The 13,786-nt window shown below is 56.1% G+C and carries 14 protein-coding genes; 1 reads left to right on the top strand and 13 read right to left on the bottom strand.

The genetic code is table 11. From position 1 onward, the window contains the following. Positions 1-56: 56 nt before the first annotated feature. The 5 genes from trpA to rbfA all read right to left on the bottom strand — a co-directional run bounded on the left by trpA (position 57) and on the right by rbfA (position 3,750). A complete protein-coding gene (gene trpA / locus ACEYDX_RS11040; protein ID WP_373742066.1) occupies positions 57-842 on the bottom strand; it encodes a tryptophan synthase subunit alpha in 786 nt (261 codons plus the stop codon). Between the two features lie 128 nt (positions 843-970). Further along, entirely contained in the window at positions 971-1,909 is a 939-nt protein-coding gene (truB, locus tag ACEYDX_RS11035) for a tRNA pseudouridine(55) synthase TruB (protein ID WP_373742065.1), read from the bottom strand. 31 nt (positions 1,910-1,940) lie between these two features. Further along, entirely contained in the window at positions 1,941-2,696 is a 756-nt protein-coding gene (locus tag ACEYDX_RS11030) for a hypothetical protein (RefSeq protein ID WP_373742064.1), read from the bottom strand. Positions 2,697-2,790: 94 nt separating this feature from the next. After that, on the bottom strand, positions 2,791-3,222 hold the full coding sequence (locus ACEYDX_RS11025) for a hypothetical protein (RefSeq protein ID WP_373742063.1): 432 nt from the start codon (positions 3,220-3,222) through the stop codon (positions 2,791-2,793). Positions 3,223-3,378: 156 nt separating this feature from the next. Then, complete coding sequence (rbfA, locus tag ACEYDX_RS11020; protein ID WP_373742062.1) at positions 3,379-3,750, bottom strand: 30S ribosome-binding factor RbfA; 372 nt, start codon at positions 3,748-3,750, stop codon at positions 3,379-3,381. Between the two features lie 175 nt (positions 3,751-3,925). On the opposite strand from rbfA, the gene ACEYDX_RS11015 reads away from it, so the two are divergent. Beyond that, positions 3,926-4,969 (top strand): Gfo/Idh/MocA family oxidoreductase, encoded by a 1,044-nt coding sequence (locus ACEYDX_RS11015; RefSeq protein ID WP_373742061.1) that lies wholly within the window; start codon positions 3,926-3,928, stop codon positions 4,967-4,969. Between the two features lie 85 nt (positions 4,970-5,054). Here ACEYDX_RS11015 and lepB read toward each other — a convergent pair whose 3' ends face one another. From lepB to ACEYDX_RS10975, 8 genes are all read right to left on the bottom strand, one after another. Continuing rightward, entirely contained in the window at positions 5,055-6,065 is a 1,011-nt protein-coding gene (gene lepB / locus ACEYDX_RS11010) for a signal peptidase I (protein WP_373742060.1), read from the bottom strand. Between the two features lie 217 nt (positions 6,066-6,282). Then, positions 6,283-6,537 carry a hypothetical protein gene (locus ACEYDX_RS11005; protein WP_373742059.1) on the bottom strand — a complete coding sequence of 85 codons (255 nt, stop codon included), beginning with the start codon at positions 6,535-6,537 and terminating at the stop codon, positions 6,283-6,285. 65 nt (positions 6,538-6,602) lie between these two features. Continuing rightward, positions 6,603-8,396, bottom strand: a complete 1,794-nt coding sequence (gene lepA, locus ACEYDX_RS11000; RefSeq protein ID WP_373742058.1) for a translation elongation factor 4 — start codon at positions 8,394-8,396, stop codon at positions 6,603-6,605. Between the two features lie 173 nt (positions 8,397-8,569). Continuing rightward, positions 8,570-9,265: an NAD-dependent deacetylase gene (locus tag ACEYDX_RS10995; RefSeq protein WP_373742057.1), complete on the bottom strand. Its 696-nt coding sequence runs from the start codon at positions 9,263-9,265 to the stop codon at positions 8,570-8,572. Between the two features lie 414 nt (positions 9,266-9,679). Continuing rightward, positions 9,680-9,832 (bottom strand): hypothetical protein, encoded by a 153-nt coding sequence (locus ACEYDX_RS10990; protein ID WP_373742056.1) that lies wholly within the window; start codon positions 9,830-9,832, stop codon positions 9,680-9,682. Continuing rightward, positions 9,807-11,828 (bottom strand): DNA mismatch repair endonuclease MutL, encoded by a 2,022-nt coding sequence (gene mutL / locus ACEYDX_RS10985; protein WP_373742055.1) that lies wholly within the window; start codon positions 11,826-11,828, stop codon positions 9,807-9,809. The genes ACEYDX_RS10990 and mutL overlap by 26 nt, the downstream gene beginning before the upstream one ends. Before the next feature lie 104 nt (positions 11,829-11,932). Then, on the bottom strand, positions 11,933-12,361 hold the full coding sequence (locus ACEYDX_RS10980; RefSeq protein ID WP_373742054.1) for a hypothetical protein: 429 nt from the start codon (positions 12,359-12,361) through the stop codon (positions 11,933-11,935). After that, a complete protein-coding gene (locus ACEYDX_RS10975; RefSeq protein ID WP_373742053.1) occupies positions 12,354-13,661 on the bottom strand; it encodes a homoserine dehydrogenase in 1,308 nt (435 codons plus the stop codon). Before ACEYDX_RS10975 ends, ACEYDX_RS10980 begins: the two co-directional genes overlap by 8 nt. Positions 13,662-13,786: the final 125 nt, after the last annotated feature.

Raw genomic sequence — 13,786 nt, 5'->3', positions numbered from 1 at the left:
CCAGCTCATGTAAAGCTCCTAAGTTTTGTTTTTCAGACGGCCTGTAACGGCGGTTTTCAGCGGACGGCGTCTTTGAGTGTTTTGATTAAAGCACCTGCGGCTTCGGCTTCACGGCCGGGGTTGCTTTCGATTTCTTTGACGATGCGGCTGCCTACGATGACGGCATCGGCAACGGCGGCGATTTTGCGGGCGCCGTCGGCATCGCTGATGCCGAAACCCACGCCGATGGGCAGGCTGGTGTGTCGGCGCAAAATATTTATTTTACGCGAAACTTCATCGGTATCCAACCGCGCCGAGCCGGTGACGCCTTTGAGCGAAACGTAATAGACGAAGCCGCTGGCGAGTTTGCCGACGGCGGCCATGCGCGCTTCGGAAGTGGTGGGAGCGACGAGAAAAATGCAGTCGAGACCGTTGGCTTTGAGTTCGGCGTGCAGCGGTGCGATGGTTTCGATGGGCGAATCCACCGTCAATACGCCGTCAACGCCAGCTTCGGCGGCGGCGCGTGCAAATCCGGCATAGCCGATTTTGTGTACGGGGTTGAGATAGCCCATCAGAACGACGGGCGTGGTTTGGTCGGTTTCGCGGAATCTGGCGGTCAGGGCGAGAACGTCTTTCAGCGATACGCCTTGCGCCAAAGCGCGTTCGGCTGCGCGTTGGATGACGGGGCCGTCGGCCATCGGATCGGAAAACGGAATGCCCAGCTCGATGATGTCCGCACCGTTTTCCACCATGGCGTGCATCAGTGCCAGCGTGGTGTCCAAGTCGGGATCGCCTGCGGTAATGTAGGTAATCAGGGCTTTGGTGTCGTTGAGGTTTTGAAAGGTCTGTCGGATTCTGCTCATGATGGACGCTTGCGGACGGTTTGCGGAAAAGAGAAGTATAACACCGCTTTCAGACGGCCTGAACGATTATTTCGGGCCGTCTGAAAGTTTTTCAGACGGCCTTTGGTATGTGGTCGGGATAGGGGTTTTCAGACGGTTTGGGCGGTATTCATCAGCCGTAGCGGTTTCAGACGGCCTATGTCTTTTTGATGTTCGGCTAGGCCGATAAACACGTTTTGCGGCGAGTAGATGCGGATGGGAGTGTTTTCGGGCAGGTTGTACGGCAATGATGCTTCCGGGCCGAATTGCGGCCGCTGGCCTTTTTGCAGCATCGCGACGGCGGTTGCGTTCAGTGTGATGGCGGGCAGGTGGCGCACCAAGACATCGCACGGCAGCAGCAGTGCGTCGCGTTCGGCTTCGCTCAGGGGTTCGAGCGCGCTAAGGGTATGGCTTTCGGCAACGGTGAAACCTGCCGTTTCGGTGCGGCGCAGGGCGGTCAGGTGGGCGAACGTGCCGGTGTGCTTGGCGATGTCTTCGCTGAGCGTGCGGATATACGTTCCTTTGCTGCACCGTACGTCAATCACGGCTTTGGGTGCGTCAAACTCAATCAAATCAATCGAGTAGATTTCGATGTTGCGCGGTTTCCGTTCGATGACGATGCCTTTGCGCGCGTATTCGTAGAGCGGCCTGCCCTCGTGTTTCAGGGCGGAAAACATCGGTGGCACTTGGCGGATTTTGCCCGTGAGCGCGGTGCAGGCCGTCTGAAATTCGGTGCGGGAAACATCGGCGCGGGCGGTATCGATGATTTCGCCTTCGGCATCGCCCGTTGAGGTGGCTTCGCCGAGTTTCAGCGTGGCGGTGTAGGCTTTGTCGGCATCCAACAGGTATTGCGCGAACTTGGCCGCTTCGCCGAAACACACGGGCAGCAGGCCCGTTGCCAGCGGGTCGAGTACGCCGGTATGACCCGCTTTTTCGGCACGGTAGAGCCGGCGGGCTTTTTGCAGCGCGGTATTGCTGGAAATACCTTGCGGTTTGTCGAGCAGGAGCACGCCGTTAACGGGGCGTTTGGCGGGTTTGGCTGTGTTCATGGGCAGGCCGTCTGAAAATGGTTGTCGGACATCAGGTACGTTTGTAGAGATACCAGTTCGGTGCAATCTGCCGCAACATAATGAATCCGTTGCGGTCCATTTGGGGCAGGTTGTCTGTGCTGCCGGAATAGAGATAGCCGACATCGTTGTCGAGCATGCCGCCGATGACGAGTAGAAACGGGTCGGCCGCGCATCTGCTGCAATCTTTGAACTCCTGTTGGGCGGTATTGCCGTTCAGATGCAGTTTTTGGGCAAGGCTGTCGGCTTCGCTGTTGAGTCCGGCGGAATGATGGCGGTAAATGGCGTTGAATTCTTTGATGTGTTTTTGGCCGTAGCGCACGAGTTCGTCGTCGCGGGCAATGGTCAGCTTCAGCTTTTCAATATCTATGTCGCTGTTTTTTCGGACAGATTCATCCGTTTTGTGCCAGTTGCGTACGATGTTTTCAATCATACCGGTCATGGCTAATTGGCGGATTGCTTCGATTTTGCCGTTGCGTACAAAAACGTAGAAATCTTTTTCCGAGTCGGCCACATGCACGACTTCGCCGCCGTCGGCGGATTTGCCCAACAAGGCGAAACGCAGTTTGCCTTTGGCGGCTGCTGTGAAATCTTCGTCGGCATGATTTTGCAGTTCGCCGCCGAGATGTGCGGTTTTATTGAATTTCGGGTCGGTCAGCCATGATGAGGTTAAACCGACCGCAGGCGGAACCGGGGCGGCAGGCTTGATGCTGCAGGCGGTTATGGCGAAAGTAAGTAACAGGGCGGGCAACAGGGTTTTGGTGTTCAAGACGTTTTTCCCGAGTATCGGATGGTTGGAATGGGGATGGCGGACAGGACGTCTGAAAAGTTCAGACGGCCTTTTCTTTCGCGGTTTATCGGGTTTACGCCATGCCGATAATCATGCCTTTGAGCGAGTTTTCGGGCAGTTGGTGCTTTTTTTCGGTTTCGGCAAGCCATGAGCCGATGCCGGGGAGTTCTTTACCGGTGCATTCCGCGGCGACGGTTTCGGAGGGTTCGGGCGTAGCCATCAGCATGAAGCCGCCGTCGTTGGCCAGTGATTCTACGGCTGTATCGTCGAGCGGGCTGCGGATGTATTCGCCGCCGCCACTGCATACGGCGAGAAAGGTTTGTCCGCCGTCTTGGACGATTTTTCCCGATACGTCGGCTTTATCCCAGTAGCCGATGCGCGGGTATTCGGATTGGCATGATTTGCCGCCGCAGTCGGCAAGGAGTTTCTGCCAGTCGGGATTGTCGGGGTTAAGGACGAGTGCGACGTTGTTTTCGCCCAGATGCAGGATTCGGGATGTGTTCATGGCGTTACTCCTTTCATGAAAGTTTCGGTCAGGACTTTTCCGCAAGGTTTTTCAGACGGCCTCTGCGTGCCGTTTCGGGAATAGGGTGGCGTTGTTCGGAAAAACATGCACGGCTGCAATACGCTGTGCCGTTCGGACGGAACGGCGGACAACCGCTCAGTCTTCTACGGGTTTTTCCGCGGCAACCTGTTCGATCAGATGGGAAATGCTCATGCCGCGTTCGAGCGATTCGTCGTAAACGAAATGCAGTTCGGGCGTTTTAAAGAGTTTGATGCGCTTGGAAAGTTCCGTGCGCAGGTGGCCGCGGGCGTGGTCGAGCGCTTCGGCGGTGATGTCGCGGGTGGAGTCGTCGAGAACGGTGTAGTACACGGTGGCGTGGCTGTAATCGCGGGTTACTTCGACTTCGTTGATGGTGATGAAGCCTGCACGGGGGTCTTTCAAGCCGGTGCGGACCAGTTCGGCCAGTTCGCGCATAATCTGTTCTTTGACACGGTCTTGGCGGGCGTAGCCGCGTTGGGATTTTCTCATGGGATACTTTCGGTAAGGTGCTTGATGCCGTCTGAAAAAAGGTTTTGCAAACTGCGGTATTTTTCAGACGGCCTGTGTCGGAAAGGCGTATTATAACCTTTAATCAACGGGCGGGAATCCAGACGTTTGACTCCGGCATCCGCAAAGGATACGGGCAACTCTGAAAGAAGCAGGTATGGACAAAACAATCAATATCGGTTTGGCCGGTTTCGGCATGTCGGCACAGGTGTTTCATTTGCCGTTTTGGCGGGCGGATCCGCGCTTTCGGGTCAGGCGGGTGTTCAAGCGCAGTACGGACAAAGCCCGGGAAATCCTGCCCGAAGCGCAGACAGTGCGTTCGTTTGAAGAGCTTCTGGCCGACGACGTGGATGTGGTTGTGGTGACCACGCCGAACCAGACGCATTTCGGGTTTGCGGAACAGGCGTTGCGGGCGGGCAAAAACGCGGTGGTGGAAAAGCCGCTGTGCGCCACGGCCGCCGAAACGCGTGCCTTGGCGGATTTGGCGCAACGGCAGGGCGTATTGCTGACGGTTTACCAAAACCGACGTTGGGACAGTGCGCCGCTGACGGCAAAAAAACTGGTTTCAGACGGCGTCTTGGGGCAGATTGTGGATGCAGAGTTCCGTTTCGAGCGTTATGCCGCGGGTTTGAACAAGAAGGCGTGGAAAGAAACAGGCGGCGCAGGCGTGGGGCTGGTGTACGATTTGGGGTCGCACCTGCTGGATATGGCCGTGGATATTTTCGGGATGCCGTCTGAAATTTACGCCGATGTGCGCTACCAGCACGAAGGAGCGAAGAGCGATGACAATTTCTACATCGCGCTGTATTTTTCAGACGGCCTCAAAGTGTCGCTGGCCGCCACCAAATACGCCCGCGAACCCTTGCCGTTTATGACGTTGCACGGCAGGCTCGGTTCGTATGTGAAATACGGCGCGGACAATCAGGAAGCATTGTTGTTGGGCGGTGCGCTGCCGTCGGGAAATTGGAATGCGGAAAGCGAATCGGAACAGGGCATCCTGCACACGGAAACAGCCGGCCGGATTGTACGTCGGCGCATAGAAAGTGTGCGCGGCGATTACGGCGCGTTTTACCGCAATCTTTATGATGCATTGGTACACGGCGCAGCTTTGGCCGTAGATGCGCGGCAGGTGGCGGATGTACTGGATCTGATTGAAAAAGCTTATGAAAGCGCGAAATTGGGAATGCGGATAAAACTTTAAATGAGATGTAAATGCCGTAAAAGCAAAGGCCGTCTGAAAGTTGTTTTCAGACGGCCTTTGCTGTTTTGGGGCAGTTTCGGTTCGGTCAGTTGATGCTGGTACCGATACGGCCGAAGTCGGAGAAGTTCATCCATACGAAGAATGCTTTGCCGACGATGAGTTTGTCGTCCACAAAGCCCCAATAGCGGGAGTCGGCGCTGTGGTCGCGGTTGTCGCCCAAGGCGAAGTAGCGGCCTTCGGGGACTTTGCAGGTAAAGCCGCTGCCGTCTTCGGCAAATTGGCAGAATTCGGACAGGCCTGATTTGATGCCTTTTTGATTGAGCCTGTCTTGATAGCCCTGCAGTGTGTTCGGATCGAAACTCGGAGCCTGCGGGGATTTGAGAATACCGAAGCTGCGGCCGGACAATGTGGTTTGGTAACGGTCGACGGCAACGGGCTGCGAACGGTCGTCGTCGCGGGGGAAGCTGTAAACGCCGATGTATTGTTCGTTGGCCGTTTCGCCGTTGACCTTCAGGATTTTGTCTTTGTATTCGACGGTATCGCCCGGAACGCCGACGATGCGTTTGATGTAGTTGAGGTTCGGGTCTTCGGGATAGTTGAATACGGCCACGTCGCCGCGCTGCACTTTACCTGTGTCAATCAAGACGTTGTTGATAATCGGGGTGCGGATGCCGTAGGAGAATTTGTTGACCAAGATAAAGTCGCCGACCACCAGCCCGGGGCGCATGGAGCTGGACGGGATTTGGTAGGGTTCGACGATAAAGGTGCGCAACACGAATACGATGAAGATAATCGGGAAAAATCCGCTCATGTAGTCGGTAAAGTGGCCGGTATCTTTGTGCGCAGGGTCTTTTTTCAGACGGCTTTTGTGAACCAGCCACACGATGCCGGTAAAGGCGACGAAAATCAGCAAAACGGCGGTAAAGCTCATCGACGATGCCAGCATGCCGAACACGCCGACCATCATCAGCAGATAACCCCATTGCAGGGCGTTGCTCCATTCGCCGGTTTCGGTGCGCTGTTTGTCGCTCTTGGCCAGCATGATGCCGCCGATGATGAAAGCGGCAACGGCCGCCCATAATAAAAGTTTGGTCATATCGTTCATATTTTATTTGTCTCCAACCTGCAAAAGCGTCTGATTGAAAGTCTTTTTGCATGTTTCGGTTTGTTTTGGGTCAATCAGTATGTAAGTATGTTCGGGATTTATTGCAGAAACATCGGTACGTTACTCCCAAACAATTTGGTTGCAATTGTGTTCGAAGCTAATAGTAACGTTCGGATCATGATTGTACCTACCTCAATCCAAACCAATACTAACGTCCCCTGCCTACCCCGTATCCGTAAGATTTCGAACCGTCCGGCTCACGGCATACCAAGTTATAGGCATCCTCGTATTTCGATTTCTCAATCAACAGCATACCGCCATATTTCGGACAATTGCGACCCAACTGTTCAACCTGCTCGGACTCTGTGCCAAGTTTCAAGAATTCGTTTTGGGCGGACTTTCCTGTGCTTTGGCAGGCAGCGAGTGTAAAGCAGCAAAATACGGCAGAGAGAATATTTTTCATACTGTTTCCTTATGTTATTAGGTATGCAGGTCGTCTGAAAAACAGATTTGCCTGCCCGACCTACTTTATTTGTCTCCAACCTGCAAAATCGCCAGAAACGCGCTTTGCGGAATTTCCACGTTGCCTACCTGTTTCATGCGTTTTTTACCGGCCTTTTGTTTTTCCAGCAGTTTTTTCTTACGCGTGATGTCGCCGCCGTAACATTTTGCCAATACGTTTTTGCGCAGGGCTTTGACGTTTTCGCGGGCGATAATCTGGCCGCCGATGGCCGCCTGTACCGCAATGTCGAACATCTGGCGCGGAATCAGTTCGCGCATTTTTGCCGCCAGTTCGCGACCGCGGTGGACGGAGTTTTGTCGGTGGACAATCAGGCTCAGGGCATCGACTTTTTCGCCGTTGACCATGATGTCGAGCTTAATCAAATCAGAGGCTTGGAATTCTTTGAACTGGTAATCGAGCGAGGCATAGCCGCGCGATGTGGATTTGAGTTTGTCGAAAAAGTCCATCACCACTTCGTTCATCGGCAAATCGTAGGTCAGCATGACCTGCCGCCCCATGTACTGCATATTGCGCTGCACGCCGCGTTTTTGGTTGCACAGGGTCATGACGTTGCCGACGTAATCCTGCGGCACGAGAATGGTTGCGGTAATAATCGGTTCCAAAATGGTTTCGATGGTGCCGATGTCGGGCAGCTTGGACGGGTTTTCCACGTCGATTTTTTCGCCGTTTTTCAGAATGACTTCATACACCACGGTTGGTGCGGTGGTAATCAGGTCCATGTCGAATTCGCGTTCCAGCCGCTCCTGCACGATTTCCAGATGCAACAGCCCCAAAAAGCCGCAGCGGAAGCCGAAGCCCAAGGCTTGCGACACTTCGGGTTCGAATTTTAAAGATGCATCATTCAGTTGCAGTTTTTCCAGCGCATCGCGCAGGGCTTCGTAGTCATGGCTTTCCACAGGATACAGTCCGGCGAATACCTGGCTTTGCACTTCTTTGAAACCGGGCAGCGGTTCGGCGGCGGGGTTTTGCACCAGCGTCACCGTATCGCCGACTTTGGCCTGTCCCAATTCTTTCACACCGGTAATCAGGAAGCCGACCTCTCCCGCGCTTAACGATTGTTTCTGCACGGATTTCGGCGTGAAGATGCCGAGCTGCTCCACTTGCGACTCGGCTTTCGTGCCCATAAAGCGCACTTTGTCTTTCAGTTTGAGCGTGCCGTTTTTCACGCGGATCAGCATGACTACGCCGACATAGTTGTCGAACCACGAATCGATAATCACGGCCTGCAAGGGTGCATCTGCATCGCCTTCGGGCGCTGGAATTTTGGCAACGATTTCTTCCAACACATCTTCCACGCCCATGCCGCTTTTGGCCGAACAGGTTACCGCGCCCACCGCATCGATGCCGATGATGTCTTCGATTTCCTGCGCCACGCGGTCGGGATCGGCAGCGGGCAGGTCGATTTTGTTCAGCACGGGCACGACTTCCACGCCCAAATCAATCGCGGTGTAGCAGTTGGCCACGGTTTGCGCCTCCACGCCCTGCGATGCGTCCACCACCAACAACGCGCCTTCGCAGGCGGACAGCGAACGCGATACTTCGTAGGAAAAATCGACGTGTCCCGGCGTGTCGATCAGGTTCAGTTGGTACACTTCGCCGTTGCGCGCTTTGTAGTTCAGCGCGGCGGTTTGCGCTTTGATGGTGATGCCGCGCTCTTTTTCGATGTCCATCGAATCAAGCACCTGCGAACTCATTTCACGGTTTTCCAACCCGCCGCAATATTGAATGAAGCGGTCGGCCAGAGTGGATTTGCCGTGGTCGATATGGGCGATGATGGAGAAATTTCGGATGTTTTTCATGGGTTTGCGCAATGGTTGGAGATATTTTGAAAGGCCGTCTGAAAACACCGGCAGGCGTTTCAGACGGCCTTTGGGGGTAAAACGACAGCCCGCTATTCTATCGGAAAACGGGGTGTCTGCGAAGCGGAAACAGCATGATTCCGTATGGGTTTTTCATACGGCCGGCCATGTGTCTATGCATCAATGGTATGTGCACGGCGTATCAGTTCGTCCGCCAGTTTCGGCACGCCTTCCGCAGCACGCATCCTCAGGATTTCCACATTTGCCCCCACGCTTTGGGGATGCGGGTCAACCAGAAAACATTCCGCTTGCGGCGGAGCGTAATGCAGCAGCGACGCGGCAGGGTAAACCTGCATCGAAGTGCCGACGATGATGACGATGTCGGCATCCCGAACGGTATCAGCGGCCAGCGGGAACAGCGGCACGTCTTCGCCGAACCAGACGATATGCGGCCTGACCGGACGGCCTTTGCTGTCGCGCACGCTGTCGGTCTGCTCGCCCGAAAAGTCGAAAATTTCGGTTTCGTCGGCACAACTTCTGAGTTTGTTCAATTCGCCGTGCAGGTGCAGCACGCTGCTGCTGCCGGCGCGTTCGTGCAGGTCATCGACGTTTTGCGTGATGATGCGGACATCGTAATACTGTTCCAGCCGAACCAGCGCGCGGTGTGCCGCATTCGGTTCGGCAGCCGCGGCCTGTATGCGGCGCAGGTTGTAAAACTCAATCACTTGCCGGGGATTTCGGGCAAAGGCTTCCGGCGTGCACACTTCGCTGACTTTGAAGCCTTCCCACAAACCGCCCGCATCGCGGAAGGTTTGCAGGCCGCTGTCGGCGCTGATGCCTGCGCCGCTGAGGACAACGCATTTTTTCATCGGTAACTTTCTGGAAAAAGGGATTGGGTATCGGAAAAATGAAACGGCGGTAAACGGGTGGTATTTGAACCGTTCTTCGGGTAAAAGCGGTTTCCGGACGGCGTCAACTTTAAAACGGCTGCACATCCGCCGTCATTTCTGCTTGAACAAAAATTTCGTTTTTCATTTAACGGAAGAAATTTTTCATGTGCCGGTAAATATGCGGCTATGTATGGAGACGGCGTTTTTCTGTGGCTGTGTGCGAATGTGTTGACGGGATACAGGTAAGACAGATTTATCCAACTTCCGTCATTTCCGCACAGGCAGGAATCCCATGTTTGGCGTTCGCTATCTTTTCATTAAGCAGGCACTTACGAATGTCGAATATGGATTCCCACCTGCGCACGAAGGACGAAAACCACGGCACAACACAATTCACACACAGCTTTTTTGTTCGCCAATCAATCCCGGCACGCCGTCTGAAAACAGCATGCAAACACCGCTGGCGATAATGGCGCAGGCCGTCTGAAAAACGTTTTCAGACGGCCTTGTCCATCTTCCGCTACTGTCCGCGCAGAAACAGGGCATCGAGTTCTTTGAGCGTGAGCCTTACCCAAGTCGGCCGACCGTGGTTGCACTGGTTGCTGCGCGGGGTGTTTTCCATGTCGCGCAAAAGGGCGTTCATTTCGGGCAGGGTCAGCTGCCGCCCCGCGCGCACGGAACCGTGGCAGGCCATGGTGGAAAGGATTCGGTTTTCGCGCGCTTCGACGGTTTGGCTGGTACCGTGTTGCGCCAGTTCGTGCAACACGTCGCGGGCGAGGGCGGCAGGGTCGGATTTGCCGAGCATGGCGGGTACGGCGCGGACGGACAAGGTGTTGCCGCCGCTGTCGGCCAGCTCGAGACCGTAGTTTTGCAGGGTGTCCGTGTGGTCGGCAAGGGCGGCGGTTTCTTCGTGGCTTGCGGAAAAACTGACCGGAATCAGCAGCCGCTGGCTGTTCAGACGGCCTTGTTCGCCGCGCTGGCGTTTCATTTTCTCGTAGTTGACGCGTTCGGCGGCGGCGTGCATATCAACGAGAATCAGGCTGTCTTCGGCTTGGGCAAGGATGTAGATGCCCAACAGTTGGGCGATGGCGAAGCCTAAGGGCGGGGTTTCGGGCTGCGCAGCAAGGCCGTCTGAAAACGGTGTTTCGCCATACGGGGCAGACGTTGCACCGCTGTGTTCAGACGGCCCGGTGCCCAAGCGGATTTGTTCGAACTGGCTCAGTTCGGTGTCTTCGTCCTGCGGGTTGCGTTTGAACAATTCGGCGTAGGTGTTCATGGCGGCGCGGCTTTCCCTCAGGCTGAGGCTGCGTTGCTGCGGGGCGCGGGCGGCGGAATAGGGCGCGGGGGCGGCTTTAAGGCCGTCTGAAAACGGCGGGCGGGAAAAGGCAGCGGGATTGTTGTCTGCAAAACCGGCAGTTTGGTTGTTCGGTTCGGCGGCAAAGGGCACGTCCGAACCGTTTTCAGACGGCATGGTCTGTGTGTGCTGCAGGCCGGAGATGCCCGCGATGTCGTGCAGGATTTCCCCTGCGTTGCCGACGCTGTCGGTCAGGTCGGCGCGGGTTCGGGCAAGGGCTTTGTTGAGGGTGTGGAACACGAGCTGGTGCACGGCTTGGCTGTCGCGGAAGCGGATTTCGGTTTTGGTGGGGTGCACATTCACATCAACCGCTTCGGGCGGCAGGTCGAGAAACAGCACGAATGAAGGAGTAACGGCATTGTGCAGCACGTCGCGGTAGGCTTGTTTGACGGCGTGCAGCATCACTTTGTCGCGCACGAAGCGGCGGTTGACGAAACAGTATTGTTTGTCGGCGCGGCCTTTGGCGAAGGTGGGTTTCGACACGGCGCCGTGCAGCCGCATGACCCCCGTGCCGCTGTCGATTTCCAGCGAGGCCGTCTGAAACTCTTCTCCGAGTACGGCGGCGATGCGTTCTCCCTGGCTCTGCACGGGGTATTTGAATACCTGTTTGCCGTCGCGCTTGAGCGAAAAGGCGATGTGCGGGTGCGCCAGCGCGAGGCGCTCGAGCATGGTGGCGCAGTGGGCGTATTCGGTGTTTTCCGATTTCAAAAACTTGCGCCGCGCGGGGGTGTTGAAAAACAGTTCGGCCACTTCCACGGTGGTGCCGACGGGGTGGGCGGCGGCGGCGGGGCTGCTGAGTTTGCCGTCTTCGGCCTTCACTTGGTTGGCGTGTGCGCTCTCGGGCGTGCGGCTGGTAAGCGTGAGGCGGCTCACCGAGGCGATGCTGGCCAGGCCTTCGCCGCGGAAACCCATGCTGGCAACGTGTTCCAAATCGCGCAACGAGCGGATTTTGCTGGTGGCGTGGCGGTGCAGGGCAAGGGAAAGGTCGTCGGCGTGGATGCCGCCGCCGTTGTCGGCAACGCGTATCAGGCGGATGCCGCCGCCTTCGAGTTCCACGTCAACCGCGGTTGCGCCTGCGTCGATGCTGTTTTCGACGATTTCTTTGAGCGCATTGGCGGGACGTTCCACCACTTCGCCGGCGGCGATTTGGTTGACAAGGTGGTCGGGCAGGGCGGCAATGCGGGTCATGGCGGCTTTCTGTTGCAGAGTTGGAAAGGGGTGGCCGGATTATAGCGTAAAGGCCGTCTGAAAACTTTTCAGACGGCCTTCGGGAAAAAAACGGCCGGTACGGTTTACGGGGCGGTTTTCAGTTTGTCGAGGCACTGCTTGTCGCGTGCAGTGAACGCCGCTTCGCCGCCCAAGAGTTTGAGCTGCTCGCCGGGGCCGATACTGCTGAACGATTCGATTTGTTTCTGGCTCAGTTTCTCCAGCGGCTCGTCCCACATACAGACGCAGTAGTCCTGCACTACGGCTTCGGCTTTGCCTTCCAAACCGCGGGCTTTCAGGTCGGCTTGGAATTTTTCGGAAAACGGCACGTTTTGAATGCACGATTCGATGAATGTCTGCTTGGCTTTGGGCTTGGACAGCGCGCAGTTGGAGAGCAGCCCGAAAAAGGCAAACAGTCCCAGCACCACAAACGCCCAGATGCGGATGGTGCGGATTTTGGCTTTTGCCTTTCGGGTCTGATCTTCGGGCGACAGTGCGGGAACGGGCTTATCCATGCAGGCTTTCCATGCGTATCATGGTAACAGGTTTCTCGACGCAGGCCAGATTTTCAATGGCGCCGATGGCGGCTTTAATGTTTTTTTCCACCGTGCTGTGGGTGAGAATCACGATTTCGGCGGTGGTTTTGTCGATCACGCCTTTCTGGATCAACGCTTCGATGGATACGCCTTGGGCGGCCAGCAGGGTAGCGATGTCGCCCAATACGCCCGCTTTGTCGTCGGCCTGAACGCGCAGGTAGTAGCTGCTGGTGATTTCGTCCATCGGCAGCACGGGCTGGGTTTGGATGTTGGCGGGTTGGAACGCGAGATAGGGCACGCGGTGTTCGCGGTCGGCATCAAACAGGCGGGCGATGTCGATGATGTCGGCAACCACCGCGCTGGCGGTGGGATTCGCGCCTGCGCCCGCGCCGTAATACAGCGTTTCGCCGACCATGTCGGCATTGACGCGCACGGCGTTCATCACGCCGTTGACATTCGCCAGCAGGCGGCTTTCGGGAATCAGAGTAGGATGCACGCGCAATTCGATGCCTTTTTCCGTTTTGCGGGTAATGCCCAGCAGCTTGATGCGGTAGCCCAGTTCTTCGGCGTATTTGATGTCGCGGCTGTCGAGTTTGCTGATGCCTTCGAGATAGCAGGCTTGGAAATTCAGCGGCGTGCCGAACGCCAGTGCGCTCATGATGGTGATTTTATGGCCTGCATCGTGGCCTTCGATGTCGAAAGTCGGATCGGCTTCGGCATAGCCGAGTGCCTGCGCTTCTTTCAAAACGTCGGCAAACGCGCTGCCTTTTTCGCGCATTTCGCTCAAAATGAAATTGCTGGTGCCGTTGATGATGCCGGCGATGGATTTGATGTTGTTGGCAGCCAAACCTTCGCGCAAGGCCTTGATAATCGGGATGCCGCCGGCAACGGCCGCTTCGAAGTTCACCATCACGTTGTTTTCCGCCGCCAGCGAGAATACTTCGTTGCCGTATTCGGCCAGCAGTTTTTTGTTGGCGGTAACAACGTGTTTGCCAGCCTTGATTGCCGCCAAAACGGCATCTTTGGCGATGCCCGTACCGCCGAAAAGTTCCACCACGACATCCACATCTTCGCGTGCCGCCAGCGCAAACGGGTCTTTGACGAATACCGCATCGGGGCACAGGGCCGCGGCTTTGGCTTCGTCCAAATCGCATACCGCCGAGATGCGGACTTCGCGCCCCAAACGGCGGCCGATTTCCGCCGCATTGCTGCCGATAACGTTGGCCACGCCGCCGCCGACGGTACCCAGACCCAAAAGGCCGATATTGATAGGATTCATGGAATGTCCTTAGGAATCAGAAATATAGAAAAGGAAGATGTGATTAAGGCCGTCTGAAAACCAAACGGCACCCGAAATGCTATAATCCGCCGCTGCAAATGCGGCAAAACGCCGAAATTCTACCC

The organism is Neisseria sp., from assembly GCF_041804105.1.
Classification (GTDB): Bacteria; Pseudomonadota; Gammaproteobacteria; order Burkholderiales; family Neisseriaceae; genus Neisseria.
Note: the sequence above shows the minus strand (reverse complement) of the source record. Positions and strands in the feature narration are given on the sequence as shown.

Coding starts and splice junctions, on each gene's coding strand:
- ACEYDX_RS10995 (WP_373742057.1), bottom strand. CDS start 9,265: ATGAAAAAATGCGTTGTCCTCAGCGGCGCAGGCATCAGCGCCGACAGC.
- ACEYDX_RS10975 (WP_373742053.1), bottom strand. CDS start 13,661: ATGAATCCTATCAATATCGGCCTTTTGGGTCTGGGTACCGTCGGCGGC.
- rbfA (WP_373742062.1), bottom strand. CDS start 3,750: ATGAGAAAATCCCAACGCGGCTACGCCCGCCAAGACCGTGTCAAAGAA.
- truB (WP_373742065.1), bottom strand. CDS start 1,909: ATGAACACAGCCAAACCCGCCAAACGCCCCGTTAACGGCGTGCTCCTG.
- mutL (WP_373742055.1), bottom strand. CDS start 11,828: ATGACCCGCATTGCCGCCCTGCCCGACCACCTTGTCAACCAAATCGCC.
- ACEYDX_RS11025 (WP_373742063.1), bottom strand. CDS start 3,222: ATGAACACATCCCGAATCCTGCATCTGGGCGAAAACAACGTCGCACTC.
- trpA (WP_373742066.1), bottom strand. CDS start 842: ATGAGCAGAATCCGACAGACCTTTCAAAACCTCAACGACACCAAAGCC.
- ACEYDX_RS11015 (WP_373742061.1), top strand. CDS start 3,926: ATGGACAAAACAATCAATATCGGTTTGGCCGGTTTCGGCATGTCGGCA.
- ACEYDX_RS10990 (WP_373742056.1), bottom strand. CDS start 9,832: ATGCCCTGTTTCTGCGCGGACAGTAGCGGAAGATGGACAAGGCCGTCT.
- ACEYDX_RS10980 (WP_373742054.1), bottom strand. CDS start 12,361: ATGGATAAGCCCGTTCCCGCACTGTCGCCCGAAGATCAGACCCGAAAG.
- lepB (WP_373742060.1), bottom strand. CDS start 6,065: ATGACCAAACTTTTATTATGGGCGGCCGTTGCCGCTTTCATCATCGGC.
- lepA (WP_373742058.1), bottom strand. CDS start 8,396: ATGAAAAACATCCGAAATTTCTCCATCATCGCCCATATCGACCACGGC.
- ACEYDX_RS11005 (WP_373742059.1), bottom strand. CDS start 6,537: ATGAAAAATATTCTCTCTGCCGTATTTTGCTGCTTTACACTCGCTGCC.